This is a genomic window from Nocardia miyunensis NBRC 108239 (assembly GCF_001613065.1).
Lineage (GTDB): Bacteria > Actinomycetota > Actinomycetes > Mycobacteriales > Mycobacteriaceae > Nocardia > Nocardia miyunensis.
Window position 1 is genome coordinate 33567 of the sequence record NZ_BDBQ01000046.1, and the last position, 24523, is coordinate 58089.

Genomic DNA, 24523 nt, shown 5'->3' on the forward strand with positions numbered 1-24523 from the left:
GACCGAATGCCGACATCACGACCCTAGGAACATCGAGAAGGATGATCCATGCCGGAAAAGCCGAAGAAGATGTCCAATCATCCGACACACACGCATATCGCAGTACTCTGGGACGGTGGACGTACTCAGCGACGCGATCGCTGCCATGCGCATCGGACAGCCTCATTCCAACCGCACCGAACTGCGCGCGCCCTGGGGCATCCGCTTCCCGGCACAGCGCGGCGCCGGCTTCCACGTCGTCCTGCAGGGCGCGTGCTGGCTGATCCCGATGCAGGGCGATCCGATCCGCCTGGTGGTCGGCGACGTGGCCTTCATTCCGCGCGAACTCGGCCACGCCATCGCCGATTCGCTCGACACCCCACTGCTCGATCCGGGCGACGCGGATGCCCCCTCCGTCGGCGAGCCGACCACCGTATTACTCTGCGGCGCATACCTTCTCGACCAGTCCAGAGCCCACCCTCTGCTGGCCGAACTCCCCGAGGTGGTACATCTGCCCGCGCGCGTGGGCCGCCACCAGACCCTGCGCGGAGCCATCGATCTACTGGGCCGCGAACTCGATGCCGACCCGCTGCCCGGTGCGCCCGGCGTCCTACCACCCCTGCTCGAAGTGTTGCTGCTCTACATCCTGCGGGCCTGGCACGAGGAGCAATCCACCCGTGCGGACACCGGATGGGCGGCGGCCCTGCGTGATCCCGACCTCGCCCCCGCCCTGCAAGCGATGCATCACGACCCGGCCTCTCCCTGGACGGTACAGAGCCTGGGCAGGCTCGCAGGCCTGTCCAGATCGACCTTCGCGCAACGTTTCACCACGATGGTGGGTATGCCACCGCAAACCTATCTGACCTGGTGGCGAATGACACTGGCGGCCAGGATGTTACGTGAGGCCGATGTACCACTGCGGACCGTCGCCACACGCGTCGGCTACGTCTCCGAATACGCCTTCGCCAAGGCATTCAAACGCGAATTCGGCACGTCACCAGGTCATTATCGTTCCGCGACAGGGTGATTCGAGATCGACTGCGCGAGCCGATGGCTCGTTCGGCAAGCGCCCAGTCCTCCGGAACATCGCCGATGCAGGCATACAATGCCGCCATCCGCGGTCTCTCAGGCCGGGAGCAGACCGATGGCGCGTTTCGCAGCGGCCACGGTATTGCCCGCGATCAGCCGGGCCCGGATTACGCCGTCCTGCAATATCTTCCGTACCGCTTCGGGATCCCGGCCCAGGTCGGCGTAACGGTGCCGGATGGGGTCGGTCGTGGCGATGACGGCGTCGGCGACGGTGCGCTTCAGGTCGGCGTAGCCGCCGGAGCGGGCGGCCGCGTCGGCGGGATCCTCGCCGGTGCAGGCGGACAGGATGGTCAGCAGGTTGGCTATGCCCGGCCGGTTCCCGGGGTCGTATTCGACGGCGGAACCGGGGTCGGTTGCCGCGCGCATTACCTTGTGGCGCAACGTATCCGGCGAATCGAGCAGGCGCAGCGTTCCGGCGGGCGAGGTCGATTTGCTCATCTTTACGGCGGGACGGGCCAGGTCCATGATGCGGGCGGCGACCGGCGGGTTCACCATGCGCGGCACGGTGAAAACCGGGCCGTAGGCGGCGTTGAAGCGTTCGGCGATGTCGCGCGCGAGCTCGACGTGCTGACGTTGGTCCGCACCGACGGGAACCTCCCCGGCGTGGTACAGCAGGATGTCGGCGGCCATCAGCACCGGGTAGGTCAGCAGCGACACCCGGACCCGATCACTGTCTTTCGATTTCTCCTTGAACTGGATCATCCGCCGCGCCTCGCCGTAGCCGGTGACGCTCTCCAGCAGATAGTGCAGTTCGGTGTGCTCGGGGACGTGCGACTGCACCAGGAATATGCTGCGCGCCGGATCCGCCCCGGCGGCCAGCAGGACGGCCGCGAATTCCAGTGTGCGCCTGCGCACCGCGGCCGGATCGTGGTCGAGGGTCAGGGCGTGCAGATCAGAGACGAAGATGATGCTGCGGTCCGGAATCTGTTCGTCGACAAGGGGTTTGATCGCGCCGAAGTAGTTGCCGAGATGCAGCTCGCCCGAAGGGGTGAAGCCGGTGATACGCCGGGACATGGTTTTCCGCCTTTCGCGGTGGGGCCGCCCGGCCGGACCGCCACCGCGTCACGCAGACGAGAACGGCCGCCCGGTTCGGGCGGCCGCGTTGATCGGAGCATACGGAAATCTGGCCGCCCGTCAGGGCAGCCACCACGCGAGGCGTGCACGTTTCCGCATCCGGTCAGATTACTGCGGGGCGCGGCCGGGGTCGAGCACATTATGCGCATCACACCGGATTCGAGTTAGAGTCCAGTAATCGCGAAGTGGATCTGTATTACAGGTCCAGTAGTAGCTCAAGCTGTTCACCATGCTGTTTCGCCGCCTGCTCGCGCTCTACACCGGATTGTGGATGTACGGATTCTCGATGGCCGTGATGATCCGGGCCGGGCTCGGCCTGGATCCCTGGGACGTTTTCCACCAGGGGGTGGCCCGGCACGCGCCGATCAGCTTCGGCACCGTCACGGCGCTGACCGGCGTCGCGGTGCTCCTGGCTTGGATCCCCCTGCGACAACGGCCCGGACTGGGCACGATCAGCAATGTCGTGGTCATCGCCGTCGCGGTGGACAACGCCCTGCACTGGCTGCCGCACCCGCACCTGTTGGCGATGCAGATCGTCGCGATGATCGCGGCCGTGGCGCTCAACGCCGTCGCCACGGTGCTCTACATCGGCGCGGGGATGGGTCCAGGCCCGCGCGATGGCCTGATGACTGGTCTGGTCGCTCGCACCGGCTGGTCCGTCTGGCCGATCCGCACCGGCATCGAGGCCACCGTCCTGCTGACCGGCTGGTTGCTCGGCGGCAGCGTGGGCGTGGGCACCGTGGTGTACGCGTTCGGCATCGGCCCCTTGATCCACCTGCTGATCCCGCTGACCCGTCGCGGACTCCCCGGTTTTCCTGTCCCGCAACCCGCACCGGTGCCCGCTTGATCGACCATGAATGACGCTGTCGCGCAAAGCAGTCCGCTCCGAACACCCTGGATTCGAGGCATCCGAAAGCCCGACGGGCACTTCCAATCAATCACGAATTCATCTGTCACACAATCAAATCCGAACAGCTCGCTGGGAGCCGCCGAGCTCTCGGCTCGGCGAAGCCAGCCCACATCCAGTCAATTGAACGCGGGTTCAGTTGTCGCGCACCGTGATCCCCGCAGCCCGCGCGAAAGCCGGTGCCAGGTCCAGCAGTTGCGGAGTACTCACCGTCGCGCCTCGGAGTGAGTCTATTCCGGCCGTGAGATCCAGGGTTGTCGCGCCGCGCAGGTCGACATCGTGCAGGCTCGCGTTGTGCAGGGTGATCCCGTCCAGCCGGGTTCCCGGGAAACACACCCGGCGCAACGTCGCCTCGCCCAAATCCGTATCGCGCAGAACGCAATCGCTGAACGTCACATCCTGCAGCGAGGCATTGCGCAGGTTCACCGAATCGAATTTGCAACCCTCGAAACGGATTCGGCGCAACCCCGCGCCCACGGCCTCCACGCCCGACAGCGCGCATTCCACGAATTCGGAATTCAGCCAACCGCTCTGGCCCAGATTGGTTCCGATCCAGCGCACCGCGCGCAACCAGACGTCGTCGAATCGGCCGTACCGGAACGTCCCGCCGTTGAACTGGATCGTGGTCAGGGCGGACTGGGTGAACCGCACGCCTCGCCCATCGAGTTCGTCGAGGTCCAGGCCGTCGATGTGCGCACTCTCGTAGTCGGAGTCGGGCTCGAGTTCTCCCTCGAACGCTTCCAGAAAGCGAGCGTACGGCAGATCGGCGAGTTCACGAGGCACCCAAGCACCCTAATACTCCGCAATACTCCGCCCGAGCCGCACGCGTCGTCCGCCCGGACGACCGCCTCGGCGCAGCGGGCGTGAACACCACGGATCTGCCTGCTCAGCGCGGTGGCGCCGGCATCGGGAACGGAATGGTCGGCAGTTGGAACGGCAGTTGCGGCAGCACCGGCGCGGGAGGAGGCGCGGGCCGCGGTGCGGGCGCGGGAGCAGCAGGTGCGGGGACGGGAGCAGGCGCAGAACGCGGCGCAGGCGCAGCCGAGGGCGCAGGCGCAGGCGCAGCAGACGCGGGGGCGGGAACAGGCGCAGAACGCGGCGCAGCCGAGGGCGCAGGCGCAGCCGAGGGTGCCGGACGCGGTGCGGGCGCGGGGACCTGACGCGGCGCGGGTGGCTGGGTGACGATCGGCGCCTGCGTCGGTTCAGGCGACGGCACATGGACCGGGGCCTGCGGAACGGTGTACGGACGCGTCGGCACGACGGGTGCGGTAGCCTGCGTCGTCATCGGACGCTGGGTCTGACACAGCCATGCCGGTCCCGGACCCACCACCCACCGCGCCACCAGGCCGTCATGCGAGCAATCGTCGCCGACCCGATGGATCGTGCTCATGATTCCCGGCGGTGCGCACACCCACCGGCCGTCCCGCTGCTGCCATCGGGCGGCGATGAAGTCATGTGTGCAGTCGTCGCCCTCCCGATGTGGTTTGCCCGCGCCCGGCACCCCCTCGGTCCGGACCACGGGCTGCGCGCTCGCCGTGACCGTCGAGGTGGCGGCCGCGGAACGCACGTCCTGCTGCGATCGGACGGCGAGCACGCCGACCACCACCGCCACCGCGAGCATCGTCACGGCGGCCACCGCCATGTACCTCGCGTTCCCGCCGCGCTCACCGTCCGGCGGCTCGTTCTCCTGTCCGATCTCGGGTGAAGCCATAGTCGGAACCTTTCGTCCACCAGTTGCACCGCTGATCCGAAAGCCCACTCACCAGGCACGTTAACGAAGATCACGACACAGGGGACGGTCCGATCCGTATCTACTTCGGATTGAGACCTGCGCGCTGCTCAATCCAGATCGACGCGCACGGTGAGCAGATCCGTGCCGAACGCGCCGACGACGGCGCTGTTGTACCTGGGCAGATCGCGCATGCGAGCCTTGGCGTCGTCCTCGGGCAACAGGTGCGCGGTCCCGGTGTACCAGCGCCCGCGCAGCCGCACCCGCACCCGGTCGTCGGCCTGGATATTGCGGATGTACTGGGATCGCTCACCGAATTCGGAGACGAACCAGAACGAATCGCCGCGCCGGGCCCCGCCGATAGGAGTCCGGCGGACCTGTCCGCTGACGCGGCCGGTGGTTTCGAGCAGTGTCTGAGTCGGCAGACGGCGAAGGACCGGATTGGCGATATGACGCTGGAAGGCGGTCACCCAGCGATGCTGAAGGTCGGCGTTCACCATATCTCGACGGTACCGCGACGGGACCGATTCGGGCCGGAGCGGACCGCGACCCGCTGCGGGTGCATCCCCCCGCGGCGCACGCGGACCCGCGGTCAGCTCACCGGGGTGAAATCCGAGGCGCCGTCATCGGTCAGCGCGTAGACGCCGCTGCTGAGATCGAGTGCCAGAACCGTGCGGGCCGCGGCCTCGTCGATGTGGATGCGCGGCGGGTTGGGAAGCGCGGCCGCATCCGGGTAATACGTTCCGGGACCATAGAATTGGCCGTAGCGCAGTACCACGCCGCCGAGGCCGAGCACCGAGGATTCCAGGAATTCCTTGGCGGCCTGGCCTTCTCCGGACATCTCCCACGCAACACTCTGCGCCAGAAAGCGTTTCGCGCCCGCGGCCTGTGCCGCGGCGATCAGATTGGCGGTGCCCTCCTTGCGCATCCGCGAATTCGCGGCGCGCCCGGCGGCCAGATCCTCGGCGCGGTCGGGCAGGTCGGTGAGCTGATGCATCACCAGATCGGGCGCGTACGCTCGCACCGCCTGCTCGAGCGCGGCGGCATCGAAGACATCGCACACCACCGGCTCGGCGCCGAATCCGGCGAGCATCTCGACCTTCTCCGGTGACCGGGTCATCCCGGCCACCTGACATCCGGACGCAATCAACATCGGCGTCAATCGACTGCCGAGCACACCGCTCGCGCCTGCCAGGAAGATCTTCACCCACCCAACCCTAGCCGCCCGTCCGCCGTTCCCGGCGTTCCCTCAGTCCACGAACTGGTGGTCGGTACGGATCCGGCCCGCGGCGTCCACCGTCAGCACATCGAAGCCCGAGGCGGCCACACTGCCGTCGGCCCGCGACCGCATCACCCAGGTCAGCGTCACCGCGGACCCGGCCTGCCGGGCGACCGCACCGTCCTTTTCGAAGACGAACTCCCCGGTCCCGACGAACATCTCGTACGCGCGGGCGACCCGCTGGTCCATCGCGTCGTATCCACGAATCTCCAAGGCGGGGAAGGCTATCGCGTATTCTGCCGCCGTCTCGCGGATCGCCTGCGGCGGGTTCACCAGCACCTGTACGCCGTCGACGGCCCACACCTCGCGGATCAGTTGCCGACGGGCGCTCGGGTCCGGCTCGTTCCACTGCGCGACGTAGCCGTCGGCGAGCCGGTTCAGTTCGATATCGGTGAGTGCACTGCTCACAGCGTGTCCTTTCGCGGTGCGGATCGAGATACCCCGCGGGTTGTCCGAGGGGGCTCGATCGCTCGTGAGGCCGAGTCTGTCGCGCCGGATGCCGCTGCGCGATTCCCTCGAGGGAATGGCGTCGCGGCCGCGCGGCGTCGATCATGAGGGCTATGAGCACAGTCCTGGCCGAGCCCGCCTTCGGCCGTGAGTTGCGCCGCTGGCGTGGTCTGCGGCGGTGGAGTCAGCTCGATCTCGCGATCCGAGCCGACACCACCCAGCGCTACCTGAGCTACCTGGAACAGGGCCGCTCACAGCCGGGCCGAGCGATGGTGGTGCGGCTGGCCGAATCACTCGGCCTGTCGCTGCGCGAGCGCAACGGCCTGCTGGCCGCAGCCGGCTACGCGCCGATATTCAGCGAATCCGGAATGGGGACAACGGAATTGGCACCGGTCCGCACCGCACTACGGCAGATCTTGGACGGCCACATGCCCTACCCGGCGCTGATCGTGGACCACAGCAGCACGCTGGTCGAGGCCAATGCCGCATTCGAACTTTTCCTCGAGGGCTGCTCACCCGCCCTGCTGCGGGCCCCGATCAATGTCCGGCGGCTGGCCCTGCATCCCGAGGGACTCGCACCACGGGTGGTCAACCTGCCCGAATGGGGCCGCCATGTCACCGAGGCCCTGCGCAATCGGGTGCGGATCAGCCCCGACGCCGAATTGGCGGCGCTGGCCGCCGAATTGGAGAGCTACCTCCCACCGGTGGATCCGGGTCCGGGATATCTCGGATTCGCCGTCCCGCTGCGCCTGCGCAGCAACGCCGGTGAGCTGCGACTGATCACCACCCTCACCTCGTTCGCCACCGCCACCGACATCACCCTGTCCGAACTACACCTCGAGGCATTCCTCCCCGCCGACGAAGCAACCGCTCGGATCCTGCACGAGCGCGCCGGGGAATGACCACCGGCCAGGGGCGCGGACGCACCGCACCCACCGCGCACCATCGGGGACCCGCTACCAGCAGGTCCTGACGTACGGAATCCACGTCCGGGAGGGTGCGTGTCGCCGGCATCTCGACGGAACCGGCAGCCGCACCCGCCCCGGCGGTCTCCTCGAGCGCATTCATCGGCCCGGCTGGGCGCGCTGCCGGAAGGCCGGACTCGCCACATCCGCGCAAGCTCCTCCTCGCATCCGTCCGCCGCGATGTGATCCATCACCGGCGATGCGATCCACTACTTGCGGACGAATACTCGTAGACGTATATTCGTATGCGAGTGATTAAAGGAGGTCCCGATGAAACGGCGGAAGGTCGGCAATCTGCTGGCGCTGGCCGTGCTCGCCACGCTGGTCGAGGGCCCCATGCACCGGTACGAGATCGCGGCCAAGATGCGCAATCGCGGCAAGGAACGCGATATGGACATCAAATGGGGCTCGCTCTACACCGTGGTGCAGAACCTGGAGAAGCACGGTTTCCTGGAGATCGTCGGCAGCGAACGCGACGGGGCCCGCCCCGAGCGCACCATCTACGCGCTCACCCCGGCCGGTCGCGCCGAGACCGAGGATTGGACGCGGGAATTGCTCAGCACACCCGCACCCGTGCATCACCCGTTCGTCTCCGGCCTGTCCGTCGCCGCGATCATCCCCCCGGACGAGGTGATCGCCCTGCTCGAGCAGCGCAGCGAACGCCTGACCCGCCAGATCGCCGGAGACCGCGCCGAACTCGACAAGGTCCGGGACACGGTCCCGCGACTGTTCCTGGTCGAGAACGAATTCACCATCGCGATGCTCGAGGCCGAGGCCGCCTGGGTGGACGCGCTACGCGAGGAGATCGCCAGCGGCGCCTTCCCGGACGTCGGCTGGTGGCGTCGGATGCATGCCGAGAACATCGATCCGCAGGAGGTCGCGGGCATGGTGGAGAGGGGGGAATTCACGCAGTCCACCGAAACCACCCAGAAATAGCAGAAAACGAGCCCGGTCAGGTGCGGCAACACCTTTCCGAGCTCGATTCCCTTACCGTCCCGAACCGCATTCGCGCAGGCGAACCCGGCCCAAGTGTGGCAACTACAGGATAACCGGGCTCCCCGCGCACGAGTCGGATCGGGCATTCACACCCATCCACAGGGAGAACACTCATGTCCGCAATTCGTTCCGCACTCGTCATCGGCGGCGGTGTCGCCGGACCCGTCACCGCCACCGCACTGCGCATGGCCGGTATCGAGGGCCGCGTCTTCGAGGCGTATCCGGGCCCGGCCTACAACATCGGCAGCACCCTCGGCTTCGCCGCCAACGGCCTCGCCGCACTGGACGTCATCGGCGCGGGCGACGCGGTGCGCAAGGTCGCGCTGCCGATGCCGCGTTCGGTGATGTCGGTGGGGCACAAGATGATCGAGATGCCCGCCGTCGCAGGCCTGGAGCCGCTCCAGATGGTCGATCGCAGCGATCTGCATCAGGTGCTGCACGATCACGCCGTCGCCGCCGGGGTGGATTTCGCCTACGACAAGCGCCTGGTCTCGGTCGAGGAGCACGCCGACGGCGTCACCGCGCACTTCGCCGACGGCACCAGCGCGACCGCCGACATCCTGATCGGCGCCGACGGCATCAAATCGCGGGTGCGCACCCTCATCGATCCGAACGCGCCCGCGGCGAACTACACCGGCCTGCTCGGCTTCGGCGCGTACGTCGAATGCTCGGTGGACGTCCCGCAGGGGACGACCTTCTTCGCCTTCGGCAAGAACGCCTACTACCTGTACTGGGCTCTGCCCGACGGCCGGATCGGCTGGGGGGCGAACCTGCCGAACGCGCAGTACCTGAGCATGTCCCAGGCTCGCGCGATCCCCGCCGAGCAGTGGTTGCGCACGCTGCGGGAGACCTACGCCCCGGACACTCCGGGCGGCGAGTTCGCCCGCGACACCGCCCCGGAGGATCTGGCGATCGTCGGTGGTCTGCACATCATGCCTCCGGTGCCGACCTGGCATCGCGACCGGATGGTCCTGGTCGGCGATGCGGTGCACGCACCGTCCAACAGCACCGGTCAGGGCGCTTCCCAGGCCATCGAGTCGGCGGTGCAACTGGCTCGCTGCCTGCGCGACTTCGATGATCCGGCAACGGCTTTCGCGACCTACGAGCGGATCCGGCGGCCGCGGGTGGAGCGGATCGCCGCGCGCGGAGCGAAGATCAACCACGGCAAGACCATGGGTCCGGTGATGCGCCGCGCGATGCCGCTGCTCATGCCGCTGGCGGCCAAGGCGATGAAGATCGAGGAGACCATGCGCCGCGAGCAGAGTTACGTGATCGACTGGGACGCAACGGTGAACGAGCGAGCAGAACTCGTCCGGGCCTGAAACATCCAGTGGCTCAGGCAGTTCCGGTCGGCGCGAGTTACCGTCGCCCGGAACTGCTCAGACCCGGGCGGTGAGCATCTCCGGACGATCGGACTCGTCGAGCAGTTTGGCGGCGATATTGTCCAGCGCCTTGTCGAACAACGCCCGGTCGGCCGGATTCGCGCAGTCCCAGTCGTCGATCCGGCCGCACACCCAATTGCGCCAGGCGGCCTTGATGCGATCCGATTCGGTGAGTCCGGCCTCGGTGAGTTGCATTCGCGGACCATCGAATTCGACCGTCCCGAGCGCGACGGCCCTGTCGTACACCGGCTCCAGTACCTCCGGGGGCATCCAGTGCGCGCGGGCGATGGCGTCCAGCGTCGCCTCCCCGCGTGCCCTGCGCAACATCTGCACCTGCCCGATCGCCCACGCCTGATCCCGGGTCAGCGAGGTGCCCGAGGACGACAGGATCATCGGATCGGGCAGTTCGTCGGCACGCAGCTTGCGCATCAGGCTGGACAGGGCGTATTCCAGGCGTACCACCGAATCCGCCGAATCCGGCACCGAGAATCCGCCGCCGACATCCGATGCCTCCGCGCGCATGCTGTCGCGCAACGGAATCTCTTTCAGCAGCCACGCGATCAGGAATCCCACGATCGCCACCGGCACCACCCAGCGGAATACGTAATCGATCGAGGTGGCGTACGCGTCGATGATCGGATTCGCCTGCGCCTCGGGCAATTTGCGCAATGCCTGCGGGCTCTGGGCGACCTCCGCCGATACCCCCGGCGTACGGGCCAGCGCCTCGCGCAGGTTGGGACCGATCTGATCGTTGTAGAGGGTGCCGAAGATCGCGGTGCCGAAAGTGCTTCCGAGAGTACGGAAGAAGGTCACGCCGGAGGTCGCGGTGCCCAGATCGGCATAGGGCACGGTGTTCTGCACGACGATGGTGAGCACCTGCATGGCCAGCCCGATGCCCAGCCCCAGCACCAGCATGTACAGCGATTCGAGCCAGATGCCGGTGCCGCGCCCCATCGTCGACATCAGATACAGCCCCACCGCCATGACCGCGGTCCCGGCGACCGGGAAGTACTTGTAGCGTCCGGTCCGCCCGACCACCTGACCGGACAGGATCGAGGTGGTGAACAGGCCCACGACCATGGGCAACGTCCGCAGACCGGACGCGGTGGCCGATATCCCGTCCACATATTGCAGATACGCGGGCAGATAGGTCATCGCACCGAGCATCGCGAAGCCGACGATGAACGACAGGATCGAGCACACGGTGAAGACGTTGCTGCGAAACAGATGCATCGGCAGCATCGGCTCGGCGGCCCGCAGTTCCACGAAGACGAACGCGGTCAGCAGAATCGCCGCCGCGATGAACAGCCCGATGATCGTGGCCGAACCCCACGGATACTGCTGACCACCCCATTCCAGGCCCAGGATCAGACAGCTCACGCCGATCGCGACCAGGGCGATGCCCGCGTAGTCGATGATCGGCCGGATCACCGTGCGCACACGCGGAATCGCCCGTGCCGCAATGACGATCATGATGATCGCGAGCGGGACATTGACGTAGAAGCACCACCGCCAGCTCGCGTGATCGGTGAACAGGCCACCCAGCGTCGGGCCGATGACGGTGGTGACGCCGAACACCGCGCCCAGCGCGCCCTGATATTTGCCGCGTTCGCGCAGCGGGATGACGTCGGCGATCAGCGCCATCGAGGTCACCATGAGCCCGCCCGCGCCGATGCCCTGGATGGCCCGCGCGATGATCAGCAACAGCATGCCGTTGGAAAGTCCGGCGACCATCGAGCCGATGATGAAGATCAGCGCGCTGAGCTGGAAGACCAGTTTGCGGCCGAAGAGGTCGCCGAATTTACCGGCGAGCGCGGTCGCCACCGCTTCGGCCAGCAGATAGGACGTCACCACCCAGGCCATATGTCCCGCGCCACCGAGATCGGCCACGATCGTGGGCAGTGCGGTGGACACGATGGTCTGATCGAGCGCGGCCATGAGCATGCCGAGTACGACTGTGATGAACACGACATTGGCTCGGGTGTGGCTCACGGGAGGGGGCGCGTCGGCGACTGCGGGAGCACTGACAGCGGTCATTAGCTCAGTATGTGCCGGAACCAGCAGTTCCATGGGCAGGACACGTCTTATGACCGGGCATACCGCTACGGCAGCAACTTCTCGGCATACCATAATGTGCGAGCGACAACCCTTTCCCCAGAACTTACCCCTAAGTAAGATTGCCGCCGGGGCAGCGGGCGCTGCCCGGACGACCACACCAGCAAAGGTCCCGCGCAATGGCCTGGAAGCCCAGCGAAATTCCCGATCTGACCGGACGCACGTTCGTCATCACCGGCGCGAACGGCGGCATCGGCAAGAACACCACGGCCGTGCTGGCCGGTAAGGGGGCCAGCGTGATCATGGCCTGCCGCAACACCGCCACGGCCCAGCGGGTCGCCGACGAGATCGATGGCGACGTGAAGGTCGCGGCGCTGGATCTGGCCGATCTGGCCTCGGTCCGCGAATTCGCCGGGCACACCGGCGAATTCGATGTGCTGATCAACAACGCCGGGTTGATGAACATCCCGTTCTCGCGCACCAAGGACGGATTCGAAACCCAGTGGGGCGTCAACCATCTGGGCCATTTCGCGCTGACCGGACTACTGCTGGACCGCGTCCGCGACCGGGTGGTGACCCTGGCCAGCATCGCGCATCGCCAGACGCCCAAGCTCTGGATCGACGACCTGAACTACGAGCACCGCCGCTATCAGCGCAATCTGGCCTACGCCCAGTCCAAGTTGTCGAATCTGATGTTCGCCCGCGAATTGCAGCGACGCCTGAGCGAGGCCGGATCGGCCAAGCGCTCCTACGCGGTGCATCCGGGCGTCTCGGCGACCGATCTGTTCACCCGGACCGAGACGCTGATGGACAAGGTGGCCAAACCGGCGGTCGCGCTGATCGGGCACTCCCCCGCCCGCGCCGCGCACTCGAGCCTGTTCGCCGCGACCATGCCCGACGCCGACCCGAACCAGTACTGGGGCCCGACCCGGCTGTTCGGCAGCCAGGGGCCGGTCAGAGTGTCGCCGTCGAGCAAACTGTCCGAGGACCGCGACCTGCAGCGCCGGCTGTGGGAGGAATCCGAGCGGCTCACCGGCGTGCACTACACGTTCTGATCGCCGACGGCCCCGGAGTGGACCTGCCCCTACGGAACGTGTAGTAGACGAGTACCGTGGTAGCCGTGTCCGCTCCGCACCGCCGTCCCGCTCTGATCATCCTGGTGATCGTCGCGGCGCTGACCTGCCTCGTACTGGGCTGGTGGCAGTGGGGACGATTCCAATCCGGGACCGGGACCGGGCAGAACCTCGGCTACGCGTTGCAGTGGCCGCTGTTCGCCGGATTCGTGGTGTTCGTCTACGTGCGGTTCGTCCGCCTCGAACGCGAGTCCGACACTCCCGAGTCCGAGCGGCCCGAGATCGTGAAACCGACTGTGCAGCGCGAGATTCCGGCCGGAATCCTGCCCGAGCGGCCGACCGTGCGGCGCACGCAGGATCCGGTGCTCGCCGAATACAACAGGTACCTGGCCGATCTGCACGCCCAGGACCTGCACGAGCAGATGCGTGAGGCCGGGCTCGACACCCGCGAGACCGAGAGGAGCGCCGGTTGAGCGCCAGCGAGAACATCGAAACCGCCGAGGCGAGCGCACCCGCCGCCACCCCGGCCCCGGCCGCGCGCAGCGCGTCCCCCGCCAAGGTCCGCCCGGCCTTCCTGCGCTACCGCGTCCTGGCCTGGGCGACCGGCACCTGGCTGCTGCTGCTGTGCGCCGAGGTGATCGCCAAGTACGGCTTCGGCGTGCACACCCCCAACTGGATCGCCGTGGTCCACGGCTGGGTCTACTTCGTCTACCTGATCGTCACCGCCGACCTCGCGGTCAAGGTCCGCTGGCCCGTCGGCCGCACCATCGGCACCCTCCTGGCAGGCACCATCCCCCTGCTGTCCTTCTTCGTCGAACACACCAACGCCAAACAGGTGAAAAAGGCATACAACTTCTGACATGGTGCGCGACAACTGATTCCGGGACAACATGGGTAACTCCCCGGGTACGTCCGGGCACGTGTCGGTGACGAGCTGGTTGATGCGTATGACGATCCTGACGCTGCCAGTACAAGTACTCTTCCGACGCCTCCGGACGGAAGACGATCTTCCTCACTCGGCCTCGTCCTCGAGCAACTCGTGATGCTCACCGACGCCGTCGCGAAGCTCCGCGACACGGCAGGTGAGGGTACGAGCATTGGCGGCACTGGACAGCAGATACGCTGTCTCGCGCAATGATTCGTATTCGCGCTGCGGAATCATCACGACATTCTCTCCATGAAATTGCACATCGCCAGCTCGACGCAAAGGATCACCCGACGACCGACCGAAGTCCCGGGGAGGCGCGGAACGGCTACCGCGCGAGTTCGGCCAGGGCAGGAAGCAGGGCGCGTAGGGCTCGGCCGCGGTGGGAGGCGGCGTCCTTTTCGGCGGGGGTGAGTTGCGCGGCGGAGACGGTACCGCCGTCGGGGATGAACAGGGGGTCGTAGCCGAAGCCGCCGTCGCCGGAGGGTTTGCGGGCGATGTGGCCGGGCCATTCGCCGAGCGTGACGACCTCCTTGCCGTCGGCGACCAGGGCGCAGGCGGAGACGAAACGTGCGCCGCGGCGCTCGTCGGGGACGTCGGCGAGCTGGCCGAGCAGTAGGTCGTTGTTGGCCGGGTCGTCGCCGTGACGGCCGGACCAGCGCGCGGACAGCACGCCCGGCATGCCGTTCAGGGCGTCCACCGCGATGCCGGAATCGTCTGCGACACAAGCCAATCCGGTGGCCGCCGCGCCGTCGCGGGCCTTGGCCAGCGCGTTCTCCTCGAAGGTCGCACCGGTTTCGGGGGCCTCCTCGTAGGGGGGCACCTCGTCGAGTCCGACGATCTCGAGCCCCTCGACCCCGGCCTCGGCCAGGATCCGGCGCAGCTCACCGAGTTTCTTGGCGTTACGGCTGGCGACCAGCACCCGGCGCGCCACTACTTCTTCTTCTCCGGCTCGGGCAGCACGCCCGGATACGGCTGGGCCAGCGCCTCCCGCTGGACCGTGAACAGCTGTTCACATCCGGCCAGCGCGGAATCGAGCATCGTGTCCAGGGTCGAGCGCGGGAATGTCGCACCCTCGCCGGTGCCCTGGATCTCGACCAGGGTGCCGGTATCGGTGGCGACCACGTTCATGTCGACCTCGGCGCGCGAATCCTCCTCGTACGGCAGGTCCAGGCGCACCCGGCCGTCGACCACGCCGACGCTCACCGCGGCGATCATGCAGGAGATGGGCTGCGGATCGGCCAGACGCCCGGCCGCCCCGAGATAGGTCACCGCGTCGGCCAGCGCGACGTACGCACCGGTGATCGCGGCGGTGCGGGTGCCGCCGTCGGCCTGCAGCACGTCGCAGTCGATGGCGATGGTGTTCTCCCCGATCGCGGCCAGGTCGATGCAGGCACGCAGCGAGCGCCCGACCAACCGGCTGATCTCCTGGGTGCGTCCGCCGACCTTGCCCTTCACCGACTCGCGGCTGCCGCGGGTGTGCGTGGCCGCAGGTAGCATCGCGTATTCGGCTGTGAGCCAACCCAATCCGGAGTCGCGACGCCACGGGGGAACCCCGTCGGTGACGCTCGCGGTGCACATCACCCGCGTCTGCCCGAACTCCACTAGCACCGACCCCGCGGGATGTGTGGTGAATCCCCGGGTGATGCGGACCTCGCGGAGTTGATCGTCCGCCCTGCCATCGGCTCGTCTCGACACAGCCAGCAGCCTAGTGGTAACCGATCACCAAACCCGCGCTCCCCCCGGATCTCTCCCGCCGGGGCCCGGACGGCTCCGCGCGCGGAACGGGCCTAGATATCGAAGACCTCGCCGGGCGATACCGCGTGCACCGGACCGGTGAACTGCTCCTTCGCCTCGGCGATGACATCCTCGCGCGAGGTCCACGGCGGAATGTGCGTCAGCAGCAGCTCACCCACCCCGGCCTGCGCGGCGACCATCCCGGCCTCGGCGCCGGACAGATGGATGCCCTCGGGACGATTACCGGGATCGTGCGTCCAGGACGCCTCGGCCAGCAGCACATCCGCACCCTGCGCGAGTTCGAAAACCGCCGGGCACAGCGCGGTGTCCCCGGTGTAGACCAGGGTGCGCCCGGCCGCGGTGGTGATCCGCAGGCCGTAGGACTCCGGCGGGTGATACATCCGGCGCGCGGTGAGGGTGTGCCCGGGACCGAAGGTGATCGACTCGTCTTCGCTCCACGCGCGCATATCGATCACGTCGGACCAGTCGTCGCATTCCCCGCCGACCTCGGCCGAGGCGTTGCCGATCCGCAGCGGCGCGTCCGAGGGACCGCGCACGATCGCGCGCCCGCTCGGCGGATTCGGGTGATACCGCCGCCACACCAGCAGGCCGGGCAGATCCAAGCAGTGGTCGGCATGCAGATGGGTCAGGAAGATGTCGACCTCACCCGGATCCAGATGACGTTGCAATGCGCCCAGAACGCCGGGACCGAAGTCGATCACCGTCGGCGTCATCTCCGGGCCGGTGAGCAGATAGCCGGAGGCGGGTGAATCCGGGCCGGACACGCTGCCCGAGCACCCGATGACGGTAAGGCGCATTCCCCCATGCTCCCACGCTGAACTACTGGTCAAGAGGGGATCCCCCAACTCGTCGGCCGGGCTACCCGGTCGTCACGGCGAGGCGAGGCGGCCGACACTATCCCCGCGACGATGACGACGTTCATCTCCGGAGAGTACCCAACCGGATATCAGTCCACCCAACGCGCCGAAAAGATGCGCTTGCCAGGAGATTCCGGCCTGACCGGGCAGCGCGCCCCACAGAATTCCACCGTACAACAGCCCGACGACGACACCCAGAACGATCTGCCAGACGTTGCGCGCGAACAGCCCCCGCGAGATCAGATACAGCAGCCAGCCGAACACCAGACCCGACGCACCGACCGTGGTCGTCCCCGACGCGCTGATCAACCAGGCGCCCAGACCGCTGACCACCCAGATGATCGCGGTCGCGCTCAACCCGCGACCGATACCGGTCAGCAACGTCAGCAGTCCGAGCACGATCACCGGCAGCGTATTGCCCATCAGATGCGCCCAGTTCGCGTGCAGCAGCGGCGCGAACGCCACGCCCTCGAGCCCCACCGCGCTGCGCGGCCGGATCCCGGCCCGATCCAGGCCGTGCCCCGCGAGCACATCGATCCCCTCGATGACGTACAGCAGCGCGACGAACCCGAGCGTGATCGCGATCGCCCGCGCCCACAACTGTTTCGTCGCCACCCGCGACCCACCCCCGGATGCCTTGTCCAACCGCGCGCGCACGGCCGCGATCCGATCCGGATCGAACGACGATCCCATCCCGGCGGTCATCAGACCTCACCTCCTCGCAAGGCCCGGGGGCATCCGGCCGTTCGGAGACCGGACCTCACCTGTACCAGGGTACTGACCGCACTCCATCCGTCTGGAACTGTCAGGCAAGCAACGCCAACTCCAAGGTTTTTCGGCGCGGCTCGGAGCGAAGCGGAGGCCGAAGACACAACCTCAAGCCCAGAGTTGACCTTCCAGCTTGTCCTCGGCCTCTTCCAGGGTCCCGTCGTACGCACCGGTCGACAGATACTTCCATCCGCCGTCCGCGACGACGAACGCGATATCCGCGCGCTTGCCCGCCTTGCGGGCCTTACCCGCCACGCCGAGTGCGGCGTGCAGGATCGCGCCGGTGGATATCCCCGCGAAAATCCCTTCCTGGAGGACCAATTCGCGAGTGCGGCGCACCGCGTCGTAGGGGCCGACCGAGAAACGGGAGGTGAGCACGGATTCGTCGTAGAGTTCCGGGACGAATCCCTCGTCGAGATTGCGCAGACCGTAGACCAGTTCGCCGTAGCGCGGCTCGGCGGCGACGATATCGATATCGGGAACGTGTTCGCGCAGATAACGTCCCGTGCCCATCAATGTTCCGGTGGTGCCGAGCCCGGCCACGAAATGCGTGATCTCCGGCAGATCGGCGAGAATCTCCGGCCCGGTGCCCTGATAATGCGCCAGAGAATTGGCGGGATTGCCGTACTGATACAGCATCACCCATTCGGAATTCTCCGCGGCGATCTTCTTCGCCAGTGCCACAGCCTGATTCGAGCCGCCCGCCGCCGGTGAGTCGATGATCTCCGCGCCGAACATGGTCAGCAGCTGACGACGTTCCACCGAGGTGTTCTCGGGCATGACGCAGACCAGCCGATATCCCTTGAGCTTGGCCGCCATCGCCAGCGAGATACCGGTATTGCCGCTGGTCGGCTCGAGAATCGTGCAGCCGGGCCGCAGCAGACCCTTTTCCTCGGCCTGTTCGATCATCTTCAGCGCGGGCCGGTCCTTGATGGATCCGGTGGGATTGTGGTCCTCGAGTTTGGCCCACAACCGCACGTGGTCATCGCCGTCCCACTGCGGGGACAGCGTGCGCAGACCCACCAGCGGCGTATTGCCGAGGGTCTCGATCAGCGATTCGTAGCGCGCCACGGGAATTCAGCGCGCGCCGCCGGCGACCGCCGGCAGGATGGTCACGGTGCCGCCCTCGGGCACCTCCGCCTCGAGGCCGCCGGTGAAACGCACGTCCTCGTCATCGACGTAGATGTTGACGTACCGGTTCAGCTTGCCGTCCTTGAGCAGCCGATCGCGCAGGCCGGTGTGGTTGGCCTCGAGGTCGTCGATCACCGCAGCGAGCGTCGCGCCGGACGCCTGCACACGCTTCTCGCCTCCGGTGAGAGGACGCATGATGGTCGGGATGGACACGGTTACCGACATGGGTGACTCCTTCGTTCTTCCTGGTCGGGGCGGCTCATGAACCGGCGTAGCCGGGCACGATCCGGACGGGTTCCTCGGTGACCTCGCCCTCGAGGATCCGGTAGCTGCGCAGCTCGTGCTCCGCCGGATCGCGCGTGGAGATCAGCACGTAGTGGGCGTTCGGCTCGGAGGCGTAGGAGATATCGGTGCGGCTCGGGTACGCCTCGGTCCCGGTGTGCGAGTGATAGACCACGACCGCTTCCTCGTCGCGGTCGTCCATCTCACGCCACACCCGCAGCTGCTCGCCCGAGTCGAAGCGGTAGAAGGTCGGCGAGCGCTCGGCGTTGATCATCGCGACGAACCGCTCGGGGCGGTCCGAACCCTCCGGCCCGGCGATGATCCCGCAGGCCTCGTCCGGATGATCGGCGCGCGCGTGCGCCACCATCGCGTCCACGAGGTCGGCCTTGATCACCAGCACTTGTCGCATCCTTCCGTGCACATTCCGGCGACTTCCGCGTCGCGGGGCCGGAACGCTGTCCTCAACGGCCAACAATATTCGGCTATTCCCAGGTCCCATGCCGCAGCCCCCGCATTTCCCGCATTGTCCCGGGAAATGCGGTGGTCGAGGGATATGTCAATACTTTCGCGCAGTGAGATTCGAATCGGGAATTCTCTAGGGGGCGAGCGCACTCAGCAGCGAGTCCTGCATCCAGGTGAGCCAGTGATAGACATCCAGGTGCGGGGCGCGCGGATCGTCCGGGTCCAGCTGCTCGGGCGTGTCGGCGTCGATGCCGATGGCCGTGCCCAGCGCCAGCCGCACGTCGTTCAGGGCGTTCAGCCAGGCGTCGGCCTGTTCCGGGGTGAGCAGGATCTTGCCGCCGCGGGCGGGCAGGGTTTCCAGCACCACCGTGCCCGCGGCCACCTTCCGATCGATGATGTCCGGCTCGTGCAGGCTGCGCAGCGCGCTGTTGAGGTCGGCGCGATCGGCATCGGGCGAACCGGATTCGGGGCGGTGGAAGTCCGGTAGCAGGCGGGCCAGCCGGGGGTCGTCGGGAGGTGTGGCATTGCCGATCCGTAGCCCGGTCAGCGCGGCCAGCTCGTCGTCGGGACCCGAGGAGGCCCGTTCGGTGAGTAGTCCGGTGACGGCCCCGACCAGCGAACGCAGCACATCGGCCTCCCGCGCGTCCATCTCCGACCGCAGCTTGAGCCCGCTCAGCGAGTTCTTTCTGCTCCACTTGCGCACGGGATTACGGTAGTCGCCCGTCTCATTCGTCACGTTGCATGGTCGCCCAGAGGCCCGCGGCGTGCAGACGCTGCACGTCATGTTCCATCCTGTCCCGCGAGCCCGAGGACACCACCGCCTTTCCCTCGTTGTGCACCTGCAGCATCAATTCGGTTGCTTTGCCTTTGCTGTACCCGAAGAGCTTCTGGAAGATGTAGGTGACGTAGTGCATCAGATTCACCGGGTCGTCCCAGACGACCGTCACCCACGGCCGATCTTCCGCCTCGAGGATCTCGGTTGTCTCGACCGCCTCGGGGACGGCCTGCCCCGCCATCATCGTCACTCCCGGGCCCGCCCCGTGCGCCGCCGTCGTGTCCACTCCGCCCGAATCGGCGGCGACCCGGACGGCGTCCTTCATGCACAGACCCATAACCCTCAGGGTACGACTCGGCCCCGGAGAAACAACACCCGACCGAGGTCGTTTCGGCGCACTCGCCACGCGATCCGCGCGCGGATTCTGTCTACAGTGACGACTGTGGATACCGCACATGTCGCAACCAGCACCGCGCTGCTGACCGACCAGTACGAACTCACCATGCTCGCGGCCGCCCTCGCCGACGGATCGGCGCATCGGCAATGCACCTTCGAGGTATTCGCACGACGATTGCCGCACGGCCGCCGATACGGCATCGCCGCGGGTGCGGGACGAATGCTGGACGCGCTGGCCGAATTTCGCTTCCGCGAGCCGGAGCTGGCGATCGCCGAGAAATTCCTGGATGCCGACGCGGTGAACTGGCTGCGCGATTACGAGTTTCGCGGCGATATCGACGGATACCGCGAGGGTGAACTGTATTTCCCGGGTTCGCCGATCGTGTCGGTGCGCGGCAGCTTCGCCGAATGCGTGGTGCTCGAGACGCTGATCCTGTCGATCCTGAACCACGACAGCGCGATCGCGTCCGCGGCCGCGCGGATGGTCAGCGCCGCGAGCGGGCGGCGGATGATCGAGATGGGTTCGCGCCGCACGCACGAGCTGGCCGCGCCGGCCAGTGCGCGGGCGGCCTATCTGGCCGGATTCGACGCGACGTCCAATCTGGAAGCGGTGCGCCGCTACGGGGTTCCGGGCGCGGGCACCAGCGCGCACGCGTTCACCCTGCTGCACAGCGGTTCGGACGGCGCGCACGAGGCCGCGGCGTTCCGCGGCCAGATCGAGGCGCTGGGCGTCGGCACCACGCTGCTGGTGGACACCTTCGACATCACCCAGGGCGTGGCCACCGCGATCGAGGTCGCCGGGCCCGAATTGGGCGGTGTGCGTATCGATTCCGGCGATCTGGGCGTGCTGGCCCGGCAGGTGCGCGATCAGCTGGACGCCCTCGGCGCGACCCGCACCCGCATCGTGGTGTCCGGAGATCTGGACGAGTACGCGATCGCCGCCCTGCGCGCCGAACCCGTCGACGCCTACGGCGTCGGCACCTCCTTGGTGACCGGATCGGGCGCGCCGACCGCCGGGATGGTCTACAAGCTGGTCGAGGTCGAGGGTGTGCCGGTGGCCAAGCGCAGCAGCCACAAGGAGTCCCGCGGCGGCACCAAGCGCGCGGTGCGGCTGTCCCGGCGCACCGGCACGATCGTGGAGGAGATCGTCTACCCGGCGTCGGGTCCCGCACCGGAGACCGACGAGTTCGAGGTGCGTGATCTGCTGACCCCGATGGTGCGCGGCGGCAAGATCATCGACGATCGCCCGTCCCTGCGGGACAGCCGCGAACTGGTCGCCCGCGGCCTGATCAGCCTGCCCTGGGAGGGCCTGAAACTCTCGCCCGGCGAACCGGCGATCCCGACGACCTTCCTGCAGTGACTGCCCACGCTCCGACCGGAATTCGTGTCGCCCGCGCGGAAAAATCCGCCGAGCTCGCACACCGGTGCCACGAACCGGCGCCGCCGCGCTAGGTTCGAAGATGCGGCCGGGTACCGCGACTCGGCCCGGTCCACCGATACCGGCATGCGAAATCGAGGTACGAGAGATGACCAGGGCACTGATCGTCGTGGATGTGCAGAACGATTTCTGCGAGGGCGGTTCGCTGGCCGTCGCGGGCGGGGCGGCGGTCGCCGGGCGGATCAGCGAATACCTCGGCGCGAGCGATTACGCCGCGATCGTGGCCACGCGGGACTATCACATCGATCCCGGCGCGCACTTCTCCGACGATCCGGACTTCGTCGACACCTGGCCGCCGCACTGCCGCGTGGGCACTCCCGGCGCGGAATTCCACCCGGATCTGGACACGACGCCCATCGAAGAAGTGTTCTCGAAAGGCGCCTACACCGCCGCGTATTCGGGGTTCGAGGGCAGCGCCGAGTCCGGCACGTCGCTCGCGGACTGGTTGCGCGACAAGGGAATCGACATCGTCGACGTCTGCGGTATCGCCACCGACCACTGTGTGCGCGCGACCGCCCTCGACGCCCGCGCGGCAGGCCTGCGCACCCGTGTGCTGCTGGATCTGACCGCGGGCGTGTCCCCCGCGACCACCGAAACCGCGCTGACGCAGATGCGCACCGCCGGAATCGAACTCGCCGGACACGCCGAGTCATGAGTGGGCATTCGCTCTGCGGGCAGCCCCTCGCACGACTAGTTTGACGATGTTGAAGACTGGACAGGTCCCCAGACCGGTTCCAAGACTACGGAAGACGAGGTCATGTCCGACACCAACTACTCGACCGACCGACATCGGGTCGGGCGCGCGATCGCCGATATCACCGGCGAACCGGCCGAGGCAGGGATGCTCGGATACGGCATGGCCGATCAGAAGAGCTCCGGCATCCACACCCGATTGCGTTCGCGCGCCTTCATATTCGCCGATCCGATCACCGATCACCGGGTGCTGCTGATCATCAACGATCTGCCGCTGATCTTCTCCAGCATCACCCAGGAGGTGCTGCGCCGACTGGCCGGCCGGTTCGGTGACACCTACAGCGAATCGAATGTGATGATCACCGCCACGCACACCCACTGCGGGCCGGGCGGGTATTCGCATCACCAGCTCTACAACAAGACGACCGACGGATTCCGGCCCGCGACGTTCCGCGCGATCGTCGAGGGCATCGTGGAGGCGGTCGAGCGCGCGCACGAGGATCTCGCCCCGGCGACGATTCGCCTGGCCCACGGTGAACTGCGCGACGCGAGCGTCAACCGCTCGCGCGCGGCGTTCGACCGAAATCCGCAGGCGGACAAGGATTTCTTCCCCGACGCGATCGACCCGCAGACCACCCTGCTGCGCATCGACCGCGACGGCGAGCCGGTCGGCGCGATCGACTGGTTCGCCGCGCACAACACCTCGATGACCAATCGCAACACGCTGATCAGCGGCGACAACAAGGGGTACGCGGCGTATTACTGGGAGCGCGTCGTCGAGGGCGTGGACTACCTGGTCGATTCCGAGGATCCGGATTTCGTCGCGGCGTTCGCGCAGACCAATGCCGGTGACGTCTCGCCGAATCTGGACGGGGCGCCCGGTCACGGCCCGACCAACGACGAGGTCGAGAACACCCGGCTCATCGGCACCCGGCAGTACGAGGCCGCCGCGAAACTCTCCGACGGGTACATGCCGCGCATGGCCGGGGACATCGACTGCCGGTTGATCCACGTCGACCTGTCCGCGATGACCGTGTCCGCGGAGTTCACCGGCGACGGCAGCGAACACCGCACCGCCAAGCCCGCCGCGGGCGCATCCGCCTTCGCCGGTGCGAGTTTCGACGGCCCGACGAATTGGAAGACCTTCCACGAGGGCCGTAATCCGCTGTGGGACTGGATGTCCCGGCTCGCGTACCGGTTCGCCCCGAAGCTGCGTGACGCGCAGTCGCCCAAGACGATCGTCGCGCCCAGCAGCCTGCTCAACCGTTTCGGCGGACCGTACGTGCAGGAGATCGCGCCGGTCCAGCTGATCCGGATCGGCGAGTTGTTCCTGATCGGCATCCCGGGCGAGGTGACCATCACCGCGGGTCTGCGCCTGCGTCGCGCGGTCGCCGAGATCATGGGCGCGGAGTTGCCGAACGTCCTGGTCGCCGGGTATGCGAACGCGTACATCCACTACATCACCACCCCCGAGGAGTACGACGAGCAGCGGTACGAGGGCGCCAGCACGCTGTTCGGCCGGTGGGAACTGCCGGCCCTGCAGCAGGTGGTGTCCGGGCTGGCGACCGCGATGCGCGACGGGCAACCCGTCTCGCCGGGCATCTCCGCGCCCGATCTGGCCGATCAGCAGAAACCAGCGAAAACCACAGTGCCGCCGGACTTTCCGCCCGCGGGCAAACATTTCGGCGATGTGGTCACCGAGCCCGAGGACTCCTATCTTGCGGGCCAGAAGGTCGTCGTCGAATTCGCCGGCGCCCATCCCAACCGCGACCTGCACCGCGGCGGCACGTACCTGATGGTGCAGCGCTACGACGCGGGCCGCTGGCGCCCGGTCGCCGACGACGGCGACTGGGCCACCACGTTCCGCTGGGCCCGCGGCGCTGCCTCGAGTTCCCTGGTCACCATCACCTGGAACAGTCCGGCGGACACCCCCGAGGGCAGATACCGGATCCGCTACTACGGCGATTCGGAGAGCCACAGCGGAGAACGCGTCCCGTTCACCGGCACCTCGCAGGAGTTCCAAATCAAAAGCTGAGCGGGCAGCGAACCTGTCGGAGGCTAGC

The 24523-nt window shown here is 67.4% G+C and carries 28 protein-coding genes; 11 read left to right on the top strand and 17 right to left on the bottom strand.

The annotated features are described in order from the left end of the window. Positions 1-115 precede the first annotated feature (115 nt). A complete protein-coding gene (locus tag NM2_RS19780; protein ID WP_067670722.1) occupies positions 116-1006 on the top strand; it encodes an AraC family transcriptional regulator in 891 nt (296 codons plus the stop codon). A gap of 98 nt (positions 1007-1104) precedes the next feature. Here the strand turns inward: NM2_RS19780 and trpS are convergent, their stop codons facing one another. Then, positions 1105-2082, bottom strand: a complete 978-nt coding sequence (gene trpS, locus NM2_RS19785) for a tryptophan--tRNA ligase (RefSeq protein ID WP_067670724.1) — start codon at positions 2080-2082, stop codon at positions 1105-1107. A gap of 289 nt (positions 2083-2371) precedes the next feature. Here trpS and yczE point away from each other — a divergent pair, with 289 nt between their 5' ends. Further along, complete coding sequence (yczE, locus tag NM2_RS19790) at positions 2372-2989, top strand: membrane protein YczE (protein ID WP_067670726.1); 618 nt, start codon at positions 2372-2374, stop codon at positions 2987-2989. Between the two features lie 195 nt (positions 2990-3184). On the opposite strand, the gene NM2_RS19795 is transcribed toward yczE, so the two are convergent. From NM2_RS19795 to NM2_RS19820, 5 genes are all read right to left on the bottom strand, one after another. Then, complete coding sequence (locus NM2_RS19795; RefSeq protein ID WP_067670728.1) at positions 3185-3832, bottom strand: pentapeptide repeat-containing protein; 648 nt, start codon at positions 3830-3832, stop codon at positions 3185-3187. A gap of 103 nt (positions 3833-3935) precedes the next feature. Further along, complete coding sequence (locus tag NM2_RS50790; protein ID WP_176586721.1) at positions 3936-4760, bottom strand: hypothetical protein; 825 nt, start codon at positions 4758-4760, stop codon at positions 3936-3938. Positions 4761-4888: 128 nt separating this feature from the next. Beyond that, on the bottom strand, positions 4889-5278 hold the full coding sequence (locus NM2_RS19810) for a nitroreductase/quinone reductase family protein (RefSeq protein WP_067670734.1): 390 nt from the start codon (positions 5276-5278) through the stop codon (positions 4889-4891). Positions 5279-5370: 92 nt separating this feature from the next. Continuing rightward, positions 5371-5985 (bottom strand): NAD-dependent epimerase/dehydratase family protein, encoded by a 615-nt coding sequence (locus tag NM2_RS19815; protein ID WP_067670736.1) that lies wholly within the window; start codon positions 5983-5985, stop codon positions 5371-5373. 42 nt (positions 5986-6027) lie between these two features. After that, entirely contained in the window at positions 6028-6465 is a 438-nt protein-coding gene (locus NM2_RS19820) for a hypothetical protein (protein WP_067670738.1), read from the bottom strand. A 152-nt stretch (positions 6466-6617) separates the two neighbouring features. Between NM2_RS19820 and NM2_RS19825 the strand changes: the two genes are divergently transcribed. The 3 genes from NM2_RS19825 to NM2_RS19835 all read left to right on the top strand — a co-directional run bounded on the left by NM2_RS19825 (position 6618) and on the right by NM2_RS19835 (position 9787). Beyond that, entirely contained in the window at positions 6618-7406 is a 789-nt protein-coding gene (locus NM2_RS19825) for a helix-turn-helix domain-containing protein (protein ID WP_067670740.1), read from the top strand. A 333-nt stretch (positions 7407-7739) separates the two neighbouring features. After that, a complete protein-coding gene (locus tag NM2_RS19830; protein ID WP_067670742.1) occupies positions 7740-8405 on the top strand; it encodes a PadR family transcriptional regulator in 666 nt (221 codons plus the stop codon). 173 nt (positions 8406-8578) lie between these two features. Next, the gene (locus NM2_RS19835; RefSeq protein ID WP_067670744.1) at positions 8579-9787 is read left to right on the top strand and encodes an FAD-dependent monooxygenase; all 1209 of its coding nucleotides are present in this window, start codon (positions 8579-8581) and stop codon (positions 9785-9787) included. A gap of 57 nt (positions 9788-9844) precedes the next feature. Here the strand turns inward: NM2_RS19835 and NM2_RS19840 are convergent, their stop codons facing one another. After that, complete coding sequence (locus NM2_RS19840; protein WP_067670747.1) at positions 9845-11884, bottom strand: MDR family MFS transporter; 2040 nt, start codon at positions 11882-11884, stop codon at positions 9845-9847. Positions 11885-12081: 197 nt separating this feature from the next. Between NM2_RS19840 and NM2_RS19845 the strand changes: the two genes are divergently transcribed. The 3 genes from NM2_RS19845 to NM2_RS19855 all read left to right on the top strand — a co-directional run bounded on the left by NM2_RS19845 (position 12082) and on the right by NM2_RS19855 (position 13834). Next, positions 12082-12957 carry an oxidoreductase gene (locus NM2_RS19845; protein WP_067670749.1) on the top strand — a complete coding sequence of 292 codons (876 nt, stop codon included), beginning with the start codon at positions 12082-12084 and terminating at the stop codon, positions 12955-12957. A 65-nt stretch (positions 12958-13022) separates the two neighbouring features. Then, entirely contained in the window at positions 13023-13448 is a 426-nt protein-coding gene (locus NM2_RS19850) for a transcriptional regulator (RefSeq protein ID WP_067670751.1), read from the top strand. Continuing rightward, positions 13445-13834, top strand: coding sequence for a DUF3817 domain-containing protein (locus NM2_RS19855; protein WP_174575653.1), 390 nt, complete (start codon positions 13445-13447; stop codon positions 13832-13834). The genes NM2_RS19850 and NM2_RS19855 overlap by 4 nt, the downstream gene beginning before the upstream one ends. Positions 13835-13987: 153 nt before the next feature. Here NM2_RS19855 and NM2_RS49140 read toward each other — a convergent pair whose 3' ends face one another. The 10 genes from NM2_RS49140 to clpS form a co-directional block, all read right to left on the bottom strand. After that, positions 13988-14140, bottom strand: coding sequence for a type II toxin-antitoxin system Phd/YefM family antitoxin (locus NM2_RS49140; RefSeq protein WP_157121185.1), 153 nt, complete (start codon positions 14138-14140; stop codon positions 13988-13990). An 88-nt stretch (positions 14141-14228) separates the two neighbouring features. Beyond that, positions 14229-14834 carry a non-canonical purine NTP pyrophosphatase gene (locus NM2_RS19860; protein WP_067670753.1) on the bottom strand — a complete coding sequence of 202 codons (606 nt, stop codon included), beginning with the start codon at positions 14832-14834 and terminating at the stop codon, positions 14229-14231. Then, a complete protein-coding gene (rph, locus tag NM2_RS19865; RefSeq protein WP_067670755.1) occupies positions 14834-15598 on the bottom strand; it encodes a ribonuclease PH in 765 nt (254 codons plus the stop codon). Before rph ends, NM2_RS19860 begins: the two co-directional genes overlap by 1 nt. A 92-nt stretch (positions 15599-15690) precedes the next feature. Next, entirely contained in the window at positions 15691-16455 is a 765-nt protein-coding gene (locus NM2_RS19870; protein ID WP_067670757.1) for a cyclic nucleotide-degrading phosphodiesterase, read from the bottom strand. A gap of 72 nt (positions 16456-16527) precedes the next feature. Beyond that, positions 16528-17220, bottom strand: a complete 693-nt coding sequence (locus NM2_RS19875) for a rhomboid family intramembrane serine protease (protein ID WP_084531289.1) — start codon at positions 17218-17220, stop codon at positions 16528-16530. A 171-nt stretch (positions 17221-17391) separates the two neighbouring features. Then, positions 17392-18354 carry a PLP-dependent cysteine synthase family protein gene (locus NM2_RS19880; RefSeq protein ID WP_067670759.1) on the bottom strand — a complete coding sequence of 321 codons (963 nt, stop codon included), beginning with the start codon at positions 18352-18354 and terminating at the stop codon, positions 17392-17394. Positions 18355-18360: 6 nt separating this feature from the next. After that, entirely contained in the window at positions 18361-18639 is a 279-nt protein-coding gene (locus NM2_RS19885; protein WP_067670761.1) for a MoaD/ThiS family protein, read from the bottom strand. Between the two features lie 34 nt (positions 18640-18673). Then, positions 18674-19096: a M67 family metallopeptidase gene (locus NM2_RS19890; RefSeq protein WP_067670763.1), complete on the bottom strand. Its 423-nt coding sequence runs from the start codon at positions 19094-19096 to the stop codon at positions 18674-18676. 195 nt (positions 19097-19291) lie between these two features. Continuing rightward, positions 19292-19861: an oxidative stress transcriptional regulator AosR gene (aosR, locus tag NM2_RS19895; protein WP_067670765.1), complete on the bottom strand. Its 570-nt coding sequence runs from the start codon at positions 19859-19861 to the stop codon at positions 19292-19294. A 22-nt stretch (positions 19862-19883) separates the two neighbouring features. Beyond that, positions 19884-20177: an ATP-dependent Clp protease adapter ClpS gene (clpS, locus tag NM2_RS19900; protein WP_067670819.1), complete on the bottom strand. Its 294-nt coding sequence runs from the start codon at positions 20175-20177 to the stop codon at positions 19884-19886. A 198-nt stretch (positions 20178-20375) separates the two neighbouring features. On the opposite strand from clpS, the gene NM2_RS19905 reads away from it, so the two are divergent. From NM2_RS19905 to NM2_RS19915, 3 genes are all read left to right on the top strand, one after another. Then, entirely contained in the window at positions 20376-21689 is a 1314-nt protein-coding gene (locus NM2_RS19905; protein ID WP_067670767.1) for a nicotinate phosphoribosyltransferase, read from the top strand. 166 nt (positions 21690-21855) lie between these two features. Next, positions 21856-22422 carry a nicotinamidase gene (locus NM2_RS19910; protein WP_067670769.1) on the top strand — a complete coding sequence of 189 codons (567 nt, stop codon included), beginning with the start codon at positions 21856-21858 and terminating at the stop codon, positions 22420-22422. A gap of 102 nt (positions 22423-22524) precedes the next feature. Then, on the top strand, positions 22525-24495 hold the full coding sequence (locus NM2_RS19915; protein WP_067670771.1) for a neutral/alkaline ceramidase: 1971 nt from the start codon (positions 22525-22527) through the stop codon (positions 24493-24495). Positions 24496-24523: the final 28 nt, after the last annotated feature.

Bases quoted from the DNA above. Each gene is read 5' to 3' on its own strand.
- NM2_RS50790 (WP_176586721.1), bottom strand. From the start codon at position 4,760: ATGGCTTCACCCGAGATCGGACAGGAGAACGAGCCGCCGGACGGTGAG.
- clpS (WP_067670819.1), bottom strand. From the start codon at position 20,177: ATGATGGCGGGGCAGGCCGTCCCCGAGGCGGTCGAGACAACCGAGATC.
- NM2_RS19915 (WP_067670771.1), top strand. From the start codon at position 22,525: ATGTCCGACACCAACTACTCGACCGACCGACATCGGGTCGGGCGCGCG.
- NM2_RS19885 (WP_067670761.1), bottom strand. From the start codon at position 18,639: ATGTCGGTAACCGTGTCCATCCCGACCATCATGCGTCCTCTCACCGGA.
- NM2_RS19835 (WP_067670744.1), top strand. From the start codon at position 8,579: ATGTCCGCAATTCGTTCCGCACTCGTCATCGGCGGCGGTGTCGCCGGA.
- NM2_RS19910 (WP_067670769.1), top strand. From the start codon at position 21,856: ATGACCAGGGCACTGATCGTCGTGGATGTGCAGAACGATTTCTGCGAG.
- trpS (WP_067670724.1), bottom strand. From the start codon at position 2,082: ATGTCCCGGCGTATCACCGGCTTCACCCCTTCGGGCGAGCTGCATCTC.
- yczE (WP_067670726.1), top strand. From the start codon at position 2,372: ATGCTGTTTCGCCGCCTGCTCGCGCTCTACACCGGATTGTGGATGTAC.
- NM2_RS19810 (WP_067670734.1), bottom strand. From the start codon at position 5,278: ATGGTGAACGCCGACCTTCAGCATCGCTGGGTGACCGCCTTCCAGCGT.
- NM2_RS19830 (WP_067670742.1), top strand. From the start codon at position 7,740: ATGAAACGGCGGAAGGTCGGCAATCTGCTGGCGCTGGCCGTGCTCGCC.
- NM2_RS19825 (WP_067670740.1), top strand. From the start codon at position 6,618: ATGAGCACAGTCCTGGCCGAGCCCGCCTTCGGCCGTGAGTTGCGCCGC.
- NM2_RS19875 (WP_084531289.1), bottom strand. From the start codon at position 17,220: ATGACCGCCGGGATGGGATCGTCGTTCGATCCGGATCGGATCGCGGCC.
- NM2_RS19840 (WP_067670747.1), bottom strand. From the start codon at position 11,884: ATGACCGCTGTCAGTGCTCCCGCAGTCGCCGACGCGCCCCCTCCCGTG.
- NM2_RS19845 (WP_067670749.1), top strand. From the start codon at position 12,082: ATGGCCTGGAAGCCCAGCGAAATTCCCGATCTGACCGGACGCACGTTC.
- NM2_RS19870 (WP_067670757.1), bottom strand. From the start codon at position 16,455: ATGCGCCTTACCGTCATCGGGTGCTCGGGCAGCGTGTCCGGCCCGGAT.